The following is a 20,403-nucleotide window of genomic DNA, read 5'->3' on the forward strand; positions in this document are numbered from 1 at the left end:
CACCATGCGTGGACGCTGAGCCGACCACAACCCGGACACCAAGCGGCCACGCAACGAAACATGCTCGTAACCCAGCAGGGCGAGTCAACAGCAGGGGCGCTTCTAGACTTGTGAGGCGTAGGCTCTTCATGAAAGGAGCGGTCCATTGACTGCACTCGAAACCAAGGCGGATGCTGAGGCCCTGATCAATCAGGAGGGCGTGGAGTATGTCTCCGTACGCTTTACCGATCTGATCGGCGTTCAGCAGCACTTCACAGTGCCCGCAAGCGAATTCCTCAAGGACGCTTTCGACGAGGGAATGCCGTTCGACGGCTCCTCAGTTCAGGGATTCCAAGCCATCAACGAGTCCGATATGAAGCTCGTTCCGGATGTTTCCACGGCGTTCATCGATCCGTTCCGCAAGCACAAGACCCTCGACGTCGCGTTCTCCATCGTCGATCCGATCACCGACGAGGCCTATTCGCGCGACCCGCGTCAGGTGGCGGGCAAGGCCGAGGCCTATCTGAAGTCCACCGGCATCGCCGACACCGCGTCGTTCGCACCCGAGGCCGAGTTCTTCATCTTCGACAAGGTGCGCTACGAGAACAGCATGCGCCGCTCCTTCTATGAGGTCGACTCAATCGAGGCGCCGTGGAACTCAGGCGTCGACACCGAAGATGACGGAACCCCGAACATCGGGTTCAAGAACCGCGTGAAGCGCGGATACTTCCCGGTTCCTCCGGCAGACCACAATCAGGATCTGCGCGACGACATGGTCGCCAACCTTCAGAAGGTCGGACTGATTCTCGAGCGTTCGCACCATGAGGTCGCAGGAGCGGGACAGCAGGAGATCAACTACCGCTTCAACACGTTGCAGCACGCGGGCGATGACCTCATGAAGTACAAGTACATCGTTCATGAGACCGCCGCGCTCGCGGGCAAGGCCGCCACCTTCATGCCCAAGCCCATCGCAGGCGACAACGGCACTGGAATGCACTGCCATCAGTCGCTGTGGCGTGACGGCAAACCGCTGTTCTACGACGAGAAGGGCTACGGCGGTCTGTCCGACATCGCCCGGTGGTACGTCGGAGGCCTGATCAAGCACGCCGCCTCGGTTCTCGCGTTCACGAACCCGTCGCTGAACTCGTACCATCGTCTGGTTCCCGGATTCGAGGCGCCCGTCAACTTGGTCTACTCGGCCCGCAACCGTTCCGCGGCCATCCGCATCCCGCTCGCTGGAACCAGCCCCGCGGCCAAGCGCATCGAGTTCCGCGCTCCGGATCCCTCGTCGAACCCCTTCCTGGCCTTCTCCGCACAGCTGATGGCCGGCCTCGACGGAATTCTCAACCACATCGAGCCTCCGGCTCCCGTGGACAAGGATCTCTACGAGCTTCCTCCGGAGGAGCACGCGGGCATCAAACAGGTTCCTGGCTCCCTTACCGAGGCCCTGAACGCGCTTGAGGAGGATCACGACTTCCTCTCCGCCGGCGACGTGTTCACCGAGGACCTTATCGAGACGTGGCTTGACCTCAAGCACGGCGAGATCGATCAGGCCCGTCTGGCTCCGACTCCTCTCGAGTACGAGCTCTACTTCCACATCTGATTCTTACGCTGGTGTCGGGTGATTGCCCGACACCAGCACATCCCGCGGCACCAGCGTGGATGAGAAACACCGATGTGAGCGCAATGTGATTTTTATTGGGGATCCCGGCGGATGCACTTCCGCCGGGATCCCCTTTTGTGTGCAGCGAAGCCGCCATGCGAATGTCCAGATCCACCGACAACCACCCGGCGATTCAGCAATCCGCCGGTTCGCGAGACCCTACGATTCGTCAATCGGATCCATCAAAGTGCGGGCAAGTCCTTGGAAAGCCTCGGATAACTCCGAATGGGCCAACCTGCCGGACGGATCAAGCACCGCCGGTCTTCCAGCCTCGTCAATCTCACGAAGCGCCGGCTCAAACGGCAGTCGCGCCACAAGGGGAACCGGATGACCCAGATCCTTGGAGAGCTGCTCACTGACCCGACCCCCCCCACCGTGTCCGAAAAGCTCAATCCGTTCTCCCCTATGGTCAAACCAGCTCATGTTCTCCACCACCCCGCGCACCCTCATCGGCACCTGCAACGCGACGAGTCCGGCCCTGACCGCCACTTGGGATGCGCCAAGCTGCGGGGTGGTCACAACGACCAGCTCCGCGTTCGGAAGCGCCTGCGCCACGGAGATGGCCATATCCCCCGTTCCCGGAGCCATGTCCAGCAGCAGCACATCGGGCTCACCCCACCACACGTCCGACAAGAACTGCTCCAATGACCTTTGCAGCCGCGGCCCCCTCCACAGAATCGCCCTATCCGATCCGGCGAACATACCGATGGATATCAGCTTCACCCCCCAGGACACCACAGGCATGAGCATTCCGTTGACATTGGTCGGCTGCTGATGCACGCCGAAGAGTGTGGGCTGGGAGAATCCATAGACATCCGCGTCGATCACTGCCGTGTTGTATCCGAGAGCCGCGAAGGTCGCGGCGAGATTGGCCGTCACTGATGACTTGCCCACTCCTCCCTTACCGGAGGCGATGGCGAAGATGCGCGTTGCGCACGTCTCCCGGTTGAAGGGGTTGCTTCGTCTTTCGGCTTTGAGCGACGCCACGAGATCGGCGAGCTTGTCCTGGCTCATCGTCGACACTTCGATATGGGGAATCAGCCGGGCCGGCGCGTAGGAAACCACCGCACCCATGATCTGATCCGTGATGGTGCGCGACAGCGGGCATCCGGCGATGGTGAGCTCGACATGCACGGTCACATCGAAGCGATGAGGATCATCCGCCACGGCGACCGCCCGCACTCCCGCGATCATGCCCAGCTCGACCACCGACCGTCCCAGCTCCGGATCGATGACTTTCGCAAGACGCGCGCGGATGGCCTTCTCGACCGCGACCTCCTCTTCCCTATCAGCTGTGCCATCGTGAGTATCCGTCATCACCATCCGAGCCGCCTCCTTGGATCCATTACCCGATACACCCTATCGTGGCGTCACGCGGCATGCCAGAGCCGGCCGGACACAAACCCATACGGCGATTCCCCCCGTCAGGCGTCCACGGATCCCGTCTCCAGAAGTGTCCGGAAGCCGTCCTCGTCGATTATGGGAATTCGCAGATCCTCGGCTTTGGCGGCTTTGGAGCCTGGATTAGCCCCGACGACGACATAGGTCGTCTTCGAACTGACCGACCCCGCGGCACGTCCCCCATGCTCGACGATCGCCTCCTTCGCCGAGTCGCGGCTGAACCCCTCCAACGATCCGGTGACGACGATGGTCATTCCGGCAAGCGTCTGCGCGCCGACATCGCTCTTGTTCACCTCGGAGCCCACGCCTGCGGCCTTCCACGCGGACAGCACACGTCCCCTCCAGTCGCCGCCAGCATGGGCCGCGGCAAACCACCCTGCGATGGATTCGGCGATCTCAGGTCCGATTCCGTCGATGCGCGACAGATCCTCCACCGTCGCCGCCTCCACCTCGTCGAGGGAGCGGAAACGCGCGGCCACCAGCCTTGCCGTTGGCGGACCCACATGGCGGATGGACAGCGCGACGAGCACACGCCACAGATCGGCATGCCGCGCCTTGTCAATCTCGTCCAACATGGCCTTCGTATTTTCGCCGGGCCGTATGATGATCGGCTCGTCGACCATCCCTCCCCCACGGCGCGAGCGCAGGACATGGTCGACCACCCGCGCGTCATCCGGAATGACATATCCCGGGTACAACGCTCCGGAGGATGACGATTCCGCCTGTTCCGCGACCTGCGCTTCCGTCCCGTTCTCTTCTGTTCTCTCCGCGTCTGTTCTCTCCGCGTCTGTTCTCTTCACGGTGGAATCCGACTGAGTGATTCTGGCCGCGGGCGACGGAGATGTCCAGAATGCCGGAACCTGGCGCCATAATCCCGATCCCCCCCTTCTGTGCGACACACGACGGCGGCGGCCTTTGGCGTCGATCCGATACTCCGTTTCGATGATGGGAATCTCCCGCCACACACGCACATCTCGCAGGGCGTCGGCGGTCAGATCGAAGACGCCGGCCTCGCTCTCAAGAACGGGATGCTGGACGGGAGGCAGGCGAAGTCCCTCCTGTGGATGATAGGGTTTCGGCTCCTCACCTGGGCCCACGACGATCTCGCGAAGGCCAGGAGCATACGCATCGACGGAATCCGGTCTGTCGAGCTCGGGATTCGTCAACGCGACCGCGCTCTGCTCACCCAGATGCTCGATGTCGAAGGCCTTGCGCGCCGCGAGGCTGATCACGCGTTCGGTCAGCTGCGCGGGACACGATTCCACATTCGGGCATCGAATGTCCTTGTCACCCTCCTTCGCGGGTGCGAGTTCGGTTCCGCATGACGGACAGCGCGTGGGCATCACGAACTCGCGCAGGGCGTCCTCACGTCCCTCGCGTTGCGCCAGCACGGGCCCCACCAGTTCGGGAATGACATCGCCCGCCTTGCGGACGACCACGGTGTCCCCGATAAGGACATTCTTCCTCTTGACCTCGTAGGCGTTGTGGAGCGTCGTCCGGGAAACGGTGGAACCAGCCACATACACCGGTCTGAGTGTCGCGACGGGGGTTATCCGGCCCGTACGTCCGACCTGCACCCGTATGTCCAGAAGCTCGGTGTTGACCTCCTCCGGCGGATATTTGTAGGCGATGGCCCATCGGGGAGCGCGCGATGTCGTCCCCAGACGTCGTTGGAGCGACAGGTCATCGACTTTGACCACGATGCCATCAAGAGCGTGCTCGATCTGCGCGCGATGCTCGCCGTAGTGGTCGATCATCCCCACGATCTCGTCGAATGTCGTCACGCGTCGGTTGTGCGGGGACACCGGAATCCCCCATTGTGAATAGAGGTCGTAGGCCTGGGACTGGTCCTCCACCTGATCATGTCCGCGGTGGATCTCGGCGCTCCCCCAATCGAGCAGGCCGATGCCATGTGCGTAGAAGCTGAGACGACGCGTCGCGGTGATCCTCGGATCCTTCTGCCGTAGGGAGCCCGCCGCCGCGTTCCGGGGATTGGCGAAGGGAGGACGGCCCGCGTCCTCGCACTCCTCGTTAAGCGTGCGGAAGTCATCCCATCGCATGAACACCTCGCCGCGGATCTCCACAAATCGGGGAATATCCTCCCGAGGCCCGCCCAGAACGCGCGGAATGGATTCTATCGTGCGCACATTCGGTGTGATGTCCTCCCCAATGACGCCATCCCCACGGGTGAGTCCCTGCTCGAGAACGCCGTCACGGTACAGCAGATTCAACGCGAGACCGTCGATCTTCACCTCGCAGGTCATCGGCACGCGCGCGCCGGGCGACGGATCGATGTCATGGACGACTCCCTCATACCAGTCACGAAGCTCGTCCACCGAAAAAACATCATCCAGGCTGAGCATTCGAGAGGGATGCTCGACGGACGCGAAATCATGCGAGATGGTCCCTCCCACGCGCCGGGTGGGCGATTGATCGGAATCGAGTGTGGGGAAGGCCGCCTCAAGACGTTGCAGGCAGCGCATGCGCGCGTCATACGCGGCATCCGACGACACGGGGGCGTCATGGACGTAGTACGAGACCTGATCCGATTCCACCCATGCCGCGATTTTGAACCACAGGCGTTGCGCGGCCGACGCGGAAAGCGTCGCCACGTCGATATCGTCCAGCGCCATCGCATCCGCATCGCTGTTGGTGACCGACGCCACCCAATCGTCGGAAACCACACGGCCATCATCGGGATGGGACATCTGACTCTGTGCGCCAACCTCAACGCGCCCGCCGGATTCAGCCTGCGCACCGCTTTCGGCATTCCCCCCGGAATAGCTCATAACCATCGGATTCCATCCATTCCACCCATGTAGGTCATTGCAACCATGCGGGTCATTCCAGCAATCACGTCCGGCGCCCGCCAACCGTCAGGCGTTCAACGAACGAAGGAACTGCATCTGCACAAGATCGAGACCCGCGACATCGGCATCTTCCATCCGAGCCGCCGCCAAGGATAGCGTGCGGGCCGGGACGAAAAGCCCCTCATCCACACATACCCTTGCGGCGGAGCGGACGATGTGCGATACCTCCGTGCGCGGCCACACGGGAACACCGTGCTTCTCCAGAACGTCCTGGGCATCCGGAAGATCCACGGGCACGCGGATATGCTGGGACCTCATCCGCGCCATAAGCTCCTGAAGCTCGCCATCCAAAGCCGATATGTGTCCGGGCGCGATGGACCCGCTGACCATATATGCGGCCGCCGCAACAGAGAACTCGTCGCGCATCCACGCGGCGTAGGCGAAGCGGTAATAGGCGAACGCGGCGTCATCGCGGTCGAGACAGACGCGCAGGGCGTTCAGACATGCCGCCCTCGCCGAATCCCAATCCTCACGACGTGCCAGCTGTATCGCCAGCTTCATGTGGGACAGCGGGTAGGCGGGAGCGTAGGCGACCAGGGCGTTGAGATGGGACAGCGCGGCCTCGGCCCTGCCCATCTGCGACAGCACATCGGCAAGCTCGATATGCGCGTAGAAGAGATTGTCGGGAATCAGAACGGTGCGCTCGTCCGGAGTGGCGAAAAGACGGTTGTATACGACGCGTTCTGCGTATGAGTTGAAATAACGCGGGACGCCGGGGGCCGACGCGAAGACCTCATCGACCCGCAACACGGCCTTGCCCAGATGATCCACGGCCTCGTCCGCGTGTCCGGAGAAAAGAAGATCGCGCGCCTTGACGCGGTCGGAGTCAAGATCCTTCGACAAACTGAAAACCGGATCGGGCGTGTCCTGACCATCGATGATGGCCCCGCCCACCTCGGACGACATCTCGCGCAGCTCGGGATCTCCCACCGCATCGATGATTCGTATCGCCTTCTGCGCGCGGGAGACGCTGTCCCGATCCCCGCTCGCCGCGAGATGATGTAAATCCGTCACGGCCCGCTGCAATAGATCGACGCGCTGGATCGACAGACCCGTGATGCCGGACACACCCAGAACCCCACGCGCGCCATCGGAAAGAGCGACATCCGAAAACTCCGGCTCCTCCTGCGCTCCGGCGGGCGCAAAACGTGCGTCCCGCAGATCGAAATCGGCATCCACCGGGCGAAGTCCCCCATGCTCGTCCACATCCATCGACGCCTCGAACGATTGGTAGAAACGTCGGGGATCGGTCAAACCGTATGTTCTGAGCATCCGCATAAAACGGCGCCGGGTGAATGTGACGGTGACCACATTGCGCACAGTGGGGTTGCGCCGCAGAGCGGCAAGCGGGTCCTCCGCGCCATCCGCTGAGGATGTCCCCGGTCCCATCTCTCCCCCCTGGTCGACATCTCCGTCATCGGACGATTTCCCATCCGTCCGGGTCCCATCCGGGCCGTTGTCCGTCGGAACGCTGAAAGCGACCTCGTCGATCTGCGCGTCTCTGACCAGCTCCTCGAAGCGCCGGTCCACTCCTCCCTCGCCGTCCCCGGAATCATGGGCGCCATGGTCGTCATGGGAATCCGCGGAATCTTGATCGGAGGAAAGATCGCCGCGCCGGATGGCGTCACCCACCTGTGAGGAGACCACGGAATCCCCGTGGAGATCCCCATCCTTGGGATCGGCCTTCGAACCGCGGAATCCGTGGTCCGTGGTCCGCATGCTCTCAAAGGCAGCCAGAGCCTGGCTCATCAGACTCTCGATGGCGCAGTCCTGCTCCGCGACCGCCTCCTCAAGTCCCAGGGAGTCAATGTGCAACGAGACGGATGACACGCCCCGATCGGCCCCGAAGCCGATGGCGGCCATGATCAGCCCGACCCGAAGGTTGTAGTCGGCACTCATGGCGGCTCTCTCCTCCTCGGTGAGGTCGATCCAGCGTCGCGAGGAGTCATCGTACCTACGCATAGGCATCATCGACAACCCCGCGGTGGTGAATCCCAGCGCCACGTTTCCACCGCGGAGATCGTCGCGGAACTCCACATCGAATCGATATGGGAGCCGAAGCGTCCTAAGAATTCTGGCCATGGTCTGGCGGTACACCCATTCGGAGGATCCCGCACTGGCTCCATGCCGGTAAGCATCAGGCGTGGATGGATCCTCCTGGGCAATCATCCGGGACGTGCGCGACGCGACCGACACCAGACGGATGACCGGAGCTATCCCATCATCGTGCAGAGGATCAAGCGGCTCGTCCCCGCGGGGACGCAACGCGATCAACGCCGGGTCAAGAAGCAAGGCGGCATCGATGCGGGCCGCCTCCTCATGCGTCACGGTGTCTTCGGACGGCCCTGAACCACCTCTCGCCGCATATTCCAGACACGTGCTGACAGCCGCAAAACGGTTGAGGTTGCCTTCGATCCGCAGGGAGCGCAGAATGGCGGGAAAAGGAAGGGATGAGTTCCATCCCAGAATGTAGCTTCCCGAATAGCTTGACGCGAACAGGTGAAGGGGCTCCGCTCCATGCACCGGCTCCAGCGCGGACATGGGGTCCAAAGCGCCCGCCTGACCCATAAGATCGATGAAATACTCCTCCAACCCGGACACGCGCAGCCCGCGCGATCTCGCCACGCGCGCATCCTCGACGCTGCGGCGGATGGCGCCCATGGGAGACTCCCGATTAAGCCTTCGAAAGATGTTTCCCGATCCAAATCCCCACAATGATCCGCTATGGCGTGGCACAAGATAGGCCACGAGGAATCCCAAGGCGACCGCATCGCGATACTCCAGGGACGTGCGAAGCGCCTCGGGAAGGGGTTCCCGCAACTGCTCAAGAGTGTACGATCCACCGGTGCGCCTCCATGCGGCCAGCCATATCATGTCGCCGGTGGAATCCCTGCCGACCATGCCGCCGACGATATCGTGGGGACGGCCGTGCGGCGTATCCGGCCGAGCCGTCGAGGCCTCCTTGGTGAACAGGAAATCCGGCTGGGTTCCCCATGTGTCCATATTCGGATCGGAGCCAAGGAACACCCTTCCCTGTCCATCCGCGAAGGCCATCTGCGCGAATCGACCACGTCGGTCGAACGCTCCGATGGAGAACCCACGCGAGGACGCTCCTGGAAGCTGGGCCCACCCCAACCTCACACCGTCAGGGACACCACGCAAACCGTCATAGACTCGTCGACGCGCCCACACCGGAACTCGCATGGCACGCTCAACGGCATGCGCCAACGGGTCCTCACCAACGGGGCTCTCCGCACAATCCCGTCGGGCCACATCACCCAACACGCCAGCAGCTCGGCGGCATCCCGCCATGAATCGCCGCCACACACGACCCATCCCGCGCTCCGGCCCACGTCCATCGGGGAAACTGGTCAATCGAGGCATGCCACACATCCTCCCAAGGCTCGTCGACATAACGCTTATAGAATAACGGTGTGATGATGCTCTCCCCAAGCCGGTCGAAGCGCCGCGGAACGCCCAAAATGCCGATCCTCGCGGTGCTGGTCATCCTGATCGTGGAGATATGCGTCTTCAATCTCCCGTTCTGGAGCACACTGTCCGCAAGCACCGACACAAGCTCGGCGACGAACACACTCGGATCCGGACTGTCTCGAACGTCATCGGGAGCCCTTAAGGTGACCGATCCGACGACGGCATGGCTTGAGGTCACCGCGGACGGCTCGTCGCCGTATGCGCGGATCGATCCAAGCGGAACGTCCTCAAGATCAACGAGTGCCGACAAGGACGACGGCGACCTCGTCTCCACCGTTCACGTCAGGCTCGACTCCGACGGCGCCGCGGGACGCGCCCGGTCCATCGACATAACGGTGCCGCGATCGCGCTACCTGAAAACCACCGCGACGCACACCATCAAACTCTGGATCCAGGAGCCGAAAGGAACCGTGGTCCCGATATCGGCCATCAGGGCGAACGTCCACGTTCCATTCCAGGTCAGTCCGGCCAGACTGGCGATTATAGCGGTCATCATGCTTCTTGTGGCCGTCTGGAGACCCGGTTCGCGCTGGTGGTCCATCGAGGTCGATCCGCGCAGCAGACTCCAACGCGGGGGACTCATCGGCGCATGCCTTCTGCTTGTTGCGGTGTGTCTGGCCGCAGTTGTCCGTCAGCTGCTTTTCCCCGGACTTCTGTCCTTCCACGCTCCGGGAGGATATGTGTACGACTTCAATCAGTATGGCCATGTCGCAGAATCATTGGCGAAAGGACGGGCCTGGCTTGATCTTCCCGTCCCCGACGAGTTGGTCTCCGCCTCCAACCCATACGATCCCCAAGTCCGCGAAAGGCTTCTCAATGAGGGCGTGACGCCCATCTACTGGGACTATGCCTTCCACAACGGGCATTGGTACTCGTATTTCGGAGTCATACCCGCCGTGGTTCTGTTCCTCCCCTACCACCTCATATCCCGTCTATGGATCGACGGTGGAGGGTCCCTGGCATCCTCCGCGGCCGTCCCGATCCTGCTCACGGTTTTTCTCATTCTCGACATCCGACTTGTTCTGCTTCTGCTGCGCCGCATCCGTCCCCATGCGTCCGTGGCGGCGGCAACGATATCGATCACGGTGAGCGTCATCGGGTCGGGGGCCGCATATCTCTGGTATCAAAACGACTTCTATTCCGTCCCCCTAGCCTTCTCGCTTGTACTGAGCACAGCGGGGCTTCTTCTTTGGTTTACGGCCGCAACCGACAGCGGATCCATGGGACGTCTCACCGCGCGCTGGGGCGACGCGCCGGCGGTGAGCCTTCCGCGCGTGGCGGCCGGATCGCTTCTTATGGCCGCGAATCTGGGAAGCCGTCCATCCTTCGTCCTTTTCGCACTGCTCGCGATACCGATATTCCATCGGCAGCTCTCATGCATCGCGTCCCACGACCCGGAGCGCGCGGCGCGGCCACTGCCACGCCGTCTCCTGACACTGGCCGCCGTCTCCGCGCTCCCCGCGTTGCTCGTCGCGATACCGCTGGGATGGTACAACCTCGTGCGTTTCGGCTCCCCGATCGACTTCGGCGTCAACTATCAGCTCACCGTCGTGGACATGACCTCGTACTCGACCCCTCTGGCGAACATCCTTCCCATGCTCGGCTACTACCTGTTCCTTCCCTTCCATACGATCGACACCTTCCCATGGCTGGCCACCTCTCCGACCCCGCTTCCCTACTGGGGCTACACGGAGCCTCTCACGATGGGTCTTTTCGTGGCGGCGCCCGCCATCATGCTGTGTCTCGCGGCTCCCGCGATGCGCCGTAGGTGGAGGACGAATGGCATGTGGCCCTTCCTGGTGGCGTGCACGCTTCTGGGACTTGCGATGGTTCTTCTGGACATCCTCAAAGGTGGTCTGGGATGGCGTTATATGTCAGATTTTGGCTGGATTCTCAGTCTTCCCGCAGTATGCGCCCTCACCGGTCTGCTCTCGGATGCAGGCACCCGTATGGATGCAGGCACCAGTATGGGAATGGGAATAAGCGGGGAGGCGGGAAAGGGACTCACCACGATGCGGCAAGCCCGCTTGAGGGGCATGGAAGTCGTCCTCCTTCGAGGGGCCGTTCTCCTTCTCGTGCTTTGGACCATCGGAGCCGCGTTGTGGTCGATGCTCGTCATTGGTCGGGACAATTCGCTGATACGTTCCGCTCCGGCGGTGTTCCACACCCTTCAGTCATGGTTTCTGCCCTGGCTGTGACCGAATCCCCTCCTGGATGGATCGTTCTGCGCAGTCGCGCTCTATGATGGATTCATGCGTCTGCCTTGGATCCACCTGCATGACCGCGCCCACCACACAGATGCGCGTGATGATGGACGGGGGTTGATATGGAATCTCTCCGACATGGGGCTGCGCTATCCAGACGGAACCACGGCGCTGGAGGGAGTCACCTGCCGGGTCTCGGCGCCGTTGACCGTCGTCCTGGGCTTGAACGGCTCAGGAAAGACGACTCTTCTCCGACTTCTTTCGGCACGTCTCGCTCCATCGTCCGGTTGCCTTGATGCGTCGTCGCCCGACGGCTCGCGGACATGGACCATGACACGGCGACGGGATAGACGGACTACAGCCAGGGATGTCGCCTTCGTCGGAATCGATGGAGCCACGGGGCTGGACGCGGATGACACCGCCGCATCAGCCGTGGCGCGCAGGGTCCGCTCACGATATCCCCGCGGAGAGGATGTGGACATGCGCACAGCCGACATCATGGGCCTGTGCCTTCTTTCCGACCGGCGCAAGGCACGTGTGTCCTCTCTGGATGTGCTCGGAACGCGTCGGCTCGCCATAGCCATGGCGCTCGCGGGGAATCCGCGTCTCATCGTTATGGATGAGCCCACGCGCGGTCTGGAGGGACCTCAGGCCAAGAAGATCGCGGGAATCATCAAGCGCTGCGGCCGTCAGGCCATCCTTTCGACGCATGACCTGGATCTGGCTGGAACGTTCGACGATCCGGGCAATCAGGCGTTGGTTCTGGACTCCGGACATCTGATCGGGCTTGAGAGCGTGGCTGACGGCCTACGGCGCTATCAGAAGACCATCGAGGCGCGTCTCAAAGGGTCTGTCCCGCCAGCCTACCAACCACATCAAGCAACGCGGTCACATTCGCGATGAACGTGCGCGGCTCCGGAAGCAGGGACAGGGCGAGGTAGCCGTTCGCTGGCATATCGAAGAAGTATCCCGGTTGTCCGGTGATTCCATAATCGCGCAGAAGCGTGAGGACCACATCGTCCTCGTCGATCGTCGCGGGGATGCGCACCAGCACGTTCCATCCGCCCTCCGGTCTGAGAAGCGACACCAGACCGTCTCGGTCGTCGTCGAGAATCCCACGCAGCGCCGTCAGATTGCCTCTGGTCCGTTCCGAAACACGTTCCGTCTGCGCATCCACACCTTGGAGAAGACCGGGGATCCGCGCGTCCACGCAGGCGCCCACGGGAAGGAAATCATCCGCGACCCGGTCGAGCAGCGGCAGAGCCTCATTCACAGCGTCCCGGGGCCCCGACACCTGTATCCATCCAACCTTCGCATGCGGGGCTGCAAGGCTTTTCGACAATCCGTCCAATCCGAAGGTCAGCACACCATCCTCCCCCGCCAGACGACGCCGCCCCGGCAACGGCTCCAAGGAATACGGGTAGAACACCTCATCCGCGATCAACGCGAGTCCGAACTCGCGGCACAGCGCGAGGATGGCGTCACGTTCGCCCTCGTGCAGGTACGAGCCAGTGGGATTGTTGGGGTTGATCACGACAAGAGCACGGATGCGCTGGCCACGCGGGCCACGCAGGATCCTCTCGATGTCGGCGACGTCAACCGTCCATGAACCGTCATAGCGAAGCTGGTACTCCTCGACGTTGACGCAGGTCAGGGACGCGATGGACTCGATCAGCGGATATCCCGGTTTCGGGGCGAGCACCGAGTCCGACGGATCGCACATCAGCATGAACAGCCAGGCATACGCCTGCGACGTGGAATCGAGAACATACACGCGATTGGGATCGACCCGGCCTTCGTCCCCGCGTGAGGACAGGAACCCCGCGATGGCCGTCCGTGACGACAGCGGGCCACGAGGATCTGCGAGGTATTGTCCTGGAAGGCAATCGGGCGCCAGCCCATGACGCGTGGGATTGGAGTCGTTGAGACTTCTCAAAGCCCGTCCCTCACGGCGTACGCGGACCTCGGCGAGCGCTATCGCATTCGGAACGTCCCGCCCCATACGCGATGAGAACGCGATGGGACGGGACGCTGATGATGCCATATGGGTATCAGGCCGTTTTGGTCGTGGCGTAATAGGCCGCGCCGATGATTCCCGCGTCGTTGTGCAGCTTGGCCGCGACGATGGGCGTCTTGATGTCGATGTAGGGGAGGAACTTCTCGCTGACGCGGCTGACTCCCCCTCCCACGACGAAGAGGTCGGGGTTGAAGTACTTCTCAAGAAGGCCATAGTATTTCGTAAGCCTTTTGGCCCACTTCTTGTAGCTCATGTCCTCTTTGTCGCGCACGGATGACGCCGCGTACTTCTCAGCGTCGCCCTTGCCGTCGGGAAGCTCGATATGGCCGAGCTCCGTGTTCGGGATGAGCACACCGTTGTAGATCAGGGCCGTTCCGATTCCCGTTCCTTGGGTGGTCGCGATGACGAGCCCCTCCTGACCCTGGGCGGCTCCGAAATGCTGCTCGGCAATGCCCGCCGCATCCGCGTCGTTCACCACGGTGACGGGACGTCCGCAGGCCTGGGAAAAGATCTCCGTGACGTCCACGCCAATCCAGGACTTGTCGAGGTTGGCCATGAAATCCAGAGTCTTCCCGGGTTTGATTGGTGCGGGAAAGGCGATTCCCACGGGAATCTCCGAAGAGACCTCGAAATGCTCAAGCTCCTGACGCACGATGTCGGCGACCGCCTGCGGGGTGGACTCGGAAGGCGTGGCAATCTTCAGCCTCGGCTCAGCGAACTCGCCCTTGGTCAGATCGACCGGAGCGGCCTTGATTCCCGAACCACCAATATCGACGCCGAACGCCTGAGCTGTCTTAATCATCATCGACCTTTCCCCATGATGTCATGCACGCATTATTGAATGCCACGAAACGATACCGTGATATTGTAACGCGCCGTGGACCAACCACACCGTGTTCCATCCACCTCCGGAGAGTCAATCCTCCAAGGGCGGCATGGGCGTCCACGAGCCGTCGTGCAGAATCCTTCGCGAGTCCCACCACCCACGGGCGAGGCATCGGATGCCCGTGATGATGCTCGACCGGTCCACGGCCACAAGCCGGATAAGCTCCTTGGCGAAGGTCGCCACGGTTCCCAGCGCGAACAACAGCGGGCGGAAATCGCCGTGGACCATGAAATACCTCGCCATATAGCCGCGGTTGCGCATGATGTGGTATCGGTTCATATCCGACGTGGAGTTGAGCTGCCTCACGCCGGCGATGTCCCAGTTGCCGATCTCCCTGGTCCGCCGGAGAATCATGTCGGGTATGACGATGGGGGACGTCACCTTGCTGGCCAGATATCCGTACACGGTGTCGTCCCAATAGATGAAGAACCGGGGGTCGGGAAGACCGATTCGCGAAACCACCGAACGACGGAACAGCCCCCCCTCGAAGCAGAGCGTGTCCATCACACGGTATCCCGCAGGGCCGAAGGCCGCGGGCGCAATCGGATTGGGAATGCCCAGGGGGACGAGGAAATCGTACTGCCAATAGAACGGGCCACCGTCATAGTCGTAACGGCTTCCCTGAATAACGTCATGGCTCAAAGTCCAGGGGGCGAGCTTCTCGATGGCCTCGGGAACCACGGCGACATCGTCGTCCATAACCCAGAACCACTCGGCTCCGCGCCGATACGCGATATCGACTCCGGCTGAAAATCCCCCGGCTCCCCCGCGATTCTCGGATTGCGGCGCATAGACCACGCGGTCGGTGCCGCCACAGGAGTCGCGGTCGGACGGCCCCCACAGACGCTCGATACGCCCGCGGAAATCCCCGACCATGTCCTCCGTCTCAGCGCTGGCCTCGTTGTCAACGATCACAATGCGCCACACCGGAGAGGTGAGTCGCTCGATGGACTCGAGAAGCGTCGATAGAAGCTCGCGGCGCTTGTATGTGACTATGACCATCGCCATGTGGTCGATGACGGGGACGCCGTTCTTGAGGCGTCTGACAGGGGCATCCATATCTGAGCTCATGGCTTCCATTGTCCCACCCTCCTTGACAGGATGCGTCGCGCGCACCCCCATCGCCCCAGCACCACCATGTCCAACACCCCCCATGTCTCGACATCCCCACACACGCGGCAGAAGGCGGTTCCGAGGATCGGTCACGGATCTTGCATGCGTCCACAACACGGTGTATATGTTGTCGTGCAAGTTTCAGGGAAGGTGAAAATCCTTACTGGCGGTGGCGCATGCATGGCCCATGTCATGTTCATGCGAAGCCCGCGACCCGCCTCAGGCGGTTGATTCCGGTCGAAGTCCGGAGCCAACGGTTACAGTCCGGATGAAAGAAACGAGGCTCACTTATGAGCACGATCAATCATGTCTCGGACGATGTCCCGCAGACCACACATGCCAGCAGCCATTCCACGGAGGAATGGCCCGACTCCCACGGAACAGGGGTTGGCGACTCGGGACGCTGGTCCACACGCCTCATCGCGATATACGCGCTTTTCGTCGCATTGTCGATGGCACTCAGCTTCGTCGAGTTCCCGTTGATGCCCGCGGCGCCATGGCTGAAATACGATCCTTCCGGAATCGTCTGCCTGATAGCGGGATTCATCTTCGGTCCCTCGGCCGCGGCGATCGTCAGCGTGCTGGGATTCGCCCCCCACCTGTTCGCGAACTCCTGGGGGACGCTGATGGCGGTGGCCGTCGCTCTTGCGCTGAGCGTTCCCGCGTCGCTGATCTATCGCAGGATGCACACCCGCAAGGGCGCTGCCCTCGCCCTCGTCGTGGGGTCCGTCGCCGCTCTGGCCGTGGCGATCGGCGGCAATCTGCTGATCACACCGATGATCTACGCCAAGATGAGCGTGGACGCCGTGGCCGCGATGATCATACCCGTTCTTCTCCCCTTCAATGTGTTGAAGTTCGCTCTGCATTCGGTGGTCACGTTCCTGATCTACAAGCCGGTGTCGAATCTTGTCCAACGATGAGAACGCCGTCGAGCTGCACGGTGTCGGATTCAGCTATGACGCCGGACGAACCTGGGCGCTCAGCGACATCGACCTGACCATCCCGCGGGGGCAACGCGTCTGTCTTGTCGGTCCGAACGGATCAGGAAAATCCACCCTCGCCAGGGTCGTCTCCGGTCTGTCCGCCCCGGATCACGGCCTCGTGTCCCTTCTGGGCATGGCCGTGCGCGACGGTACCGGGATCCATCCGGACCTGTATCGCCGCGCGCGGCGCTCCATCGGGGCCGTCTTCCAGAATCCGGAGGATCAGATCGTCACCACCGTCGTTGCCGACGACATCGCCTTCGGGCCGGAGAACCTCGCGACCCCGCCCTCGGCAATCGGCGGGCGCATCGACATGGCCCTTTCGGGCGTGGGGCTACGCGGGCATGAATCCTCGGATCCCACGCGCATGAGCGGAGGACAGCAGCAACGCGTGGCCATCGCGGGAACGCTCGCCATGACTCCGGACATGATCGTGTTCGACGAGCCGACGGCGATGCTGGACGTCAAGGCACGATCCTCCGTTCTAGGAATCCTCGACTCCCTGCAGAGACGTGGAGTCACCATCATCCACGTCACCCATCACCTTTACGAGGCCGCCCGCGCGGATCGGCTCATACGAGTGGACCACGGCATCATAGTCTCCGACGCGATGATCAACGGGAGCAGACCTGCGCCGCCGCTCTTAGGGGAATCGTTGCGGATGGATACGGACACATCCATGCAAATCCCAGGGCACGTCCGGGAACATGACGATCCGCCGCGGACGAACGACGACTGCCCCCCCGTCATCCAAGCGCACGACGTGGGGCTGCGCTACGCGGACACGGGGCGAGTCGTTCTGCGAAACGTCAGCTTCGATGTCCACGCAGGTGAGCGCGTCGCCATCACTGGTCCCAATGGATCGGGAAAAACGACGTTGGCCCGTCTGATCTGCGGCTTCGGGACTGCGCCCACATCGGGATCGCTGACCGTCGTCGGACATGACATGGCCAAGCGCCGCGATCGCAGAAGCCGTTCCCTGCGGCGCTCGGTGGGATATGTGATGCAGCATCCCGAACGGCAGCTGTTCGCGGACACGGTCCGTGAGGATGTGGGCTACGGTCCACGCAACCAGGGGCTTCCACGTGAGACCGTCGATGCCAGAGTCGACGAGGCTCTGGCGCTGATGGGCGTTTCCGGTCTCGCCGACCGCTCTCCGTTCGCATTGTCCGGCGGTCAGCAACGACTGGTCGCCATCGCGGGAATCATCGCATGCCATCCCACGGTGGTGGTGATGGATGAGCCCGAAGCGGGGCTGGACCAACAGGCGCTCAAACGCATGGACATTCTTCTCGACAGACTTTCGAAACAGGGGGTGGCGGTGGTTCTGATCACCCACGACGACAGGCAGATCGCCGGGGCCTCGCATGTGGTCAGCCTTCCGGTGCACGAACCAAGCCTCCCCGAAAATCCCCCCGTCCATCAACACGATGTTGTCCGCTCATACGACATGGACGATTCGCATGACTGGGACATCTCCGATAACGATGCCGGGACGTCCGCGCCCAGTCCGCACCGATCGGGCTCGGGTGTGCTGGCGCGTGTCGACCCCCGCGTGAAGCTTCTGGGCTCGCTCGCCCTCATGTTCACCGCATTCACCGTGTCCACACCGGCGCAGCTGGCCCTCACCGCGGTCCTGACGACGTTTCTCGCAATCGCGTCGGGGGTGCCCCCGCGTCGTCTGGGACGGTCGGTCCGCGTTCTTCTGGTTCTTTTTATCATCACCGGACTGCTTAATGTTCTTGTGGTGCGAACGGGAACACCTCTGCTGTCGTTCGGCCCCATCCTGATCACAGACGAGGGACTGGTGACCGCGGTGCTTTACTCCTGCCGTTTCGCCATGGTGGTGGTGATCGGAGCCCTGGTGCTTCTGACAACTCCCCCCACACGGATCACGGACGCCGTGGACTCGATGCTGTCCCCCCTGAATCGCTGGGGCCTGCACGCCGACGTTCTTGCGCTGGTCCTGAGCCTCGCGCTACGGTTCCTTCCGACTTTGGGCACAGAGACGCGCTCGATCATCGACGCGCAGGCCGCGCGCGGAGGCGATGTGGGTTCAGGAAGCCCCGCGCGGAGAGTCAGGGCGTTAGTCGCAGTGACCATTCCCGTCTTCGCCGCAACCCTGCGTCATGCCGACAACCTCAGTCTCGCGCTCGACGCCCGTTGCTACGAGGCCGGAGCGAAAAGAACCCACTGGCGCACGATGCGCATCACCACGCTTGACCGTGTGGCCGTCACCATCTGCGTGGCCTATATAGCCGCTCTTTTCACGGTCGGAATGGTTCTGTAGGACATGCTGCAGGCGTCTTCCGTAGTGCATCCGCAAACAGGGCGGAGTTGAAGCCGTCAGGAATCGGAACCTGAACTGGATCCGGCGTCGCCATCATCCTCATCCCTTGGCTTATTCCGACCAGGCTTATTCCCAGGAGATGCGCTTCCAGGCTCACCGTGGGCGGACGCTGACGCCAGAATGGACCGGACGACGGCTAGACGCGCGCCGACCTCCCTCTCATATCCACGGTCGTGCGGGTGATAGTATTCGGTTCCGAGCAGATCATCGGGCATATACTGCTGCGCCGCGACGGCCCCCGGAACGTCGTGTGCGTAAATGTATCCCTGATGGTTTCCCCAACTCGCCATCAAAGCGGTCGGAGCGTTGCGCAGATGACGTGGAACAGGGCCGATATGGCCGGAGTCCACATCCGCTAGCGCCTTGTTGATGGCCTCGTAGCTCGCATTGGATTTGCGAGCAGTGGCCACGGCGATCACAGCCTCCGACAGGATTATCCTCGCCTCCGGCATGCCGACCATGGCGACCGCCTGCGCCGCGGCCACTGTGACCTGAAGGATCTGCGGAGCGGCCATGCCGACCTCCTCCGCTGACGCGATCATGATTCTGCGCGCGATGAACCTCGGATCCTCCCCCGCCCGCAGCATACGTGCCAGATAATGCAGGGACGCGTCCACATCCGATCCCCTCATGGATTTGATGAACGCCGACGCTACATCATAATGGTCATCGCCATCGCGGTCGTATCTCACCGTGGCGACGTCCATGACACGGCCCACGACGCCGACGTCGATCATGCGTCCATCGCCATCCACCGCGCTGGCCGCCGCCTCCAGAATCGTGAGAGCCTTCCTTGCGTCGCCTGACGACATGCGGATGATCTCATCCACGGCGTCATCATCGACCGACACCCGACCCGCCAAACCTCGTTCGTCCCTCACCGCCCGAAGAACGAGCGTGCGCAGATCCTCTGGTCCCAAGGAATCAAGTCGCACCACCACGGACCTGCTGAGCAACGCCGCTATCACCGAAAAACTCGGATTCTCCGTCGTTGCCCCAATGAAGGTGACATCGCGGTTCTCCACGCTTGGCAGAAGGGCGTCCTGCTGGGATTTTGAGAAACGATGAACCTCGTCGATGAACAGCACCGTCTCACGTCCGCTGGTGACCAAACGCTCATGCGCGCGCTGCAGGACGGAACGCACCTCCTTGACACCCGATGTCACGGCGGACAGCTCCTCGAACACGCGTCCGGACTGGCGCGCGACGATATTCGCCAGCGTCGTCTTGCCAACACCGGGAGGTCCATAAAGGAGGACGGACGCCGGCGATGTCAAGGCGCCCGCCGAGGCCGGATCGGCCAGCCGTCTCAACGGCGACCCTTGGGACAACGCATGGTCCTGTCCCACAACCTCATCGAGTGTGCGCGGGCGCATCCGCACGGCCAACGGTCTGGTCAGCTCATCGCCACCGCCACTGGCGGAGAAGAGATCCTCGGTCATGGC

The 20,403-nt window shown here is 62.4% G+C and carries 12 protein-coding genes and 1 riboswitch; of the genes, 5 read left to right on the forward strand and 7 right to left on the reverse strand.

Annotated features, from left to right (window positions below; translation table 11 throughout):
* Positions 1 to 145 precede the first annotated feature (145 nt).
* Complete coding sequence (gene glnA, locus Q1X90_RS05490; RefSeq protein ID WP_300767355.1) at positions 146 to 1,582, forward strand: type I glutamate--ammonia ligase; 1,437 nt, start codon at positions 146 to 148, stop codon at positions 1,580 to 1,582.
* A 219-nt stretch (positions 1,583 to 1,801) separates the two neighbouring features.
* Here the strand turns inward: glnA and Q1X90_RS05495 are convergent, their stop codons facing one another.
* The 3 genes from Q1X90_RS05495 to Q1X90_RS05505 form a co-directional block, all read right to left on the reverse strand.
* Positions 1,802 to 2,965 carry an Mrp/NBP35 family ATP-binding protein gene (locus Q1X90_RS05495; protein ID WP_300767357.1) on the reverse strand — a complete coding sequence of 388 codons (1,164 nt, stop codon included), beginning with the start codon at positions 2,963 to 2,965 and terminating at the stop codon, positions 1,802 to 1,804.
* 101 nt (positions 2,966 to 3,066) lie between these two features.
* Positions 3,067 to 5,832 (reverse strand): NAD-dependent DNA ligase LigA, encoded by a 2,766-nt coding sequence (ligA, locus tag Q1X90_RS05500; protein WP_300767360.1) that lies wholly within the window; start codon positions 5,830 to 5,832, stop codon positions 3,067 to 3,069.
* A gap of 87 nt (positions 5,833 to 5,919) precedes the next feature.
* The gene (locus tag Q1X90_RS05505) at positions 5,920 to 9,297 is read right to left on the reverse strand and encodes a tetratricopeptide repeat protein (RefSeq protein ID WP_300767363.1); all 3,378 of its coding nucleotides are present in this window, start codon (positions 9,295 to 9,297) and stop codon (positions 5,920 to 5,922) included.
* A gap of 53 nt (positions 9,298 to 9,350) precedes the next feature.
* On the opposite strand from Q1X90_RS05505, the gene Q1X90_RS05510 reads away from it, so the two are divergent.
* Positions 9,351 to 11,603: a hypothetical protein gene (locus Q1X90_RS05510; protein ID WP_300767365.1), complete on the forward strand. Its 2,253-nt coding sequence runs from the start codon at positions 9,351 to 9,353 to the stop codon at positions 11,601 to 11,603.
* Positions 11,604 to 11,657: 54 nt separating this feature from the next.
* A complete protein-coding gene (locus tag Q1X90_RS05515; RefSeq protein WP_300767367.1) occupies positions 11,658 to 12,512 on the forward strand; it encodes an ATP-binding cassette domain-containing protein in 855 nt (284 codons plus the stop codon).
* On the opposite strand, the gene Q1X90_RS05520 is transcribed toward Q1X90_RS05515, so the two are convergent.
* The 3 genes from Q1X90_RS05520 to Q1X90_RS05530 form a co-directional block, all read right to left on the reverse strand.
* Positions 12,451 to 13,653, reverse strand: coding sequence for a pyridoxal phosphate-dependent aminotransferase (locus Q1X90_RS05520; RefSeq protein WP_300767370.1), 1,203 nt, complete (start codon positions 13,651 to 13,653; stop codon positions 12,451 to 12,453). The genes Q1X90_RS05515 and Q1X90_RS05520 overlap by 62 nt on opposite strands.
* A gap of 7 nt (positions 13,654 to 13,660) precedes the next feature.
* Positions 13,661 to 14,428: a polyphosphate--glucose phosphotransferase gene (gene ppgK / locus Q1X90_RS05525; protein WP_300767949.1), complete on the reverse strand. Its 768-nt coding sequence runs from the start codon at positions 14,426 to 14,428 to the stop codon at positions 13,661 to 13,663.
* A 114-nt stretch (positions 14,429 to 14,542) separates the two neighbouring features.
* Positions 14,543 to 15,583, reverse strand: coding sequence for a glycosyltransferase family 2 protein (locus Q1X90_RS05530; protein WP_300767372.1), 1,041 nt, complete (start codon positions 15,581 to 15,583; stop codon positions 14,543 to 14,545).
* 175 nt (positions 15,584 to 15,758) lie between these two features.
* A riboswitch (FMN riboswitch) is annotated at positions 15,759 to 15,909 on the forward strand.
* 6 nt (positions 15,910 to 15,915) lie between these two features.
* Here Q1X90_RS05530 and Q1X90_RS05535 point away from each other — a divergent pair.
* On the forward strand, positions 15,916 to 16,545 hold the full coding sequence (locus tag Q1X90_RS05535) for an ECF transporter S component (RefSeq protein ID WP_300767374.1): 630 nt from the start codon (positions 15,916 to 15,918) through the stop codon (positions 16,543 to 16,545).
* Positions 16,532 to 18,898 carry an energy-coupling factor transporter ATPase gene (locus tag Q1X90_RS05540; protein WP_300767376.1) on the forward strand — a complete coding sequence of 789 codons (2,367 nt, stop codon included), beginning with the start codon at positions 16,532 to 16,534 and terminating at the stop codon, positions 18,896 to 18,898. Before Q1X90_RS05535 ends, Q1X90_RS05540 begins: the two co-directional genes overlap by 14 nt.
* Positions 18,899 to 18,954: 56 nt before the next feature.
* Here Q1X90_RS05540 and Q1X90_RS05545 read toward each other — a convergent pair whose 3' ends face one another.
* Positions 18,955 to 20,400, reverse strand: a complete 1,446-nt coding sequence (locus Q1X90_RS05545; RefSeq protein WP_300767378.1) for a replication-associated recombination protein A — start codon at positions 20,398 to 20,400, stop codon at positions 18,955 to 18,957.
* Between the last annotated feature and the right edge of the window lie 3 nt (positions 20,401 to 20,403).

The sequence above is a fragment of the uncultured Bifidobacterium sp. genome (assembly GCF_949292005.1).
Taxonomy (GTDB): domain Bacteria; phylum Actinomycetota; class Actinomycetes; order Actinomycetales; family Bifidobacteriaceae; genus Bifidobacterium.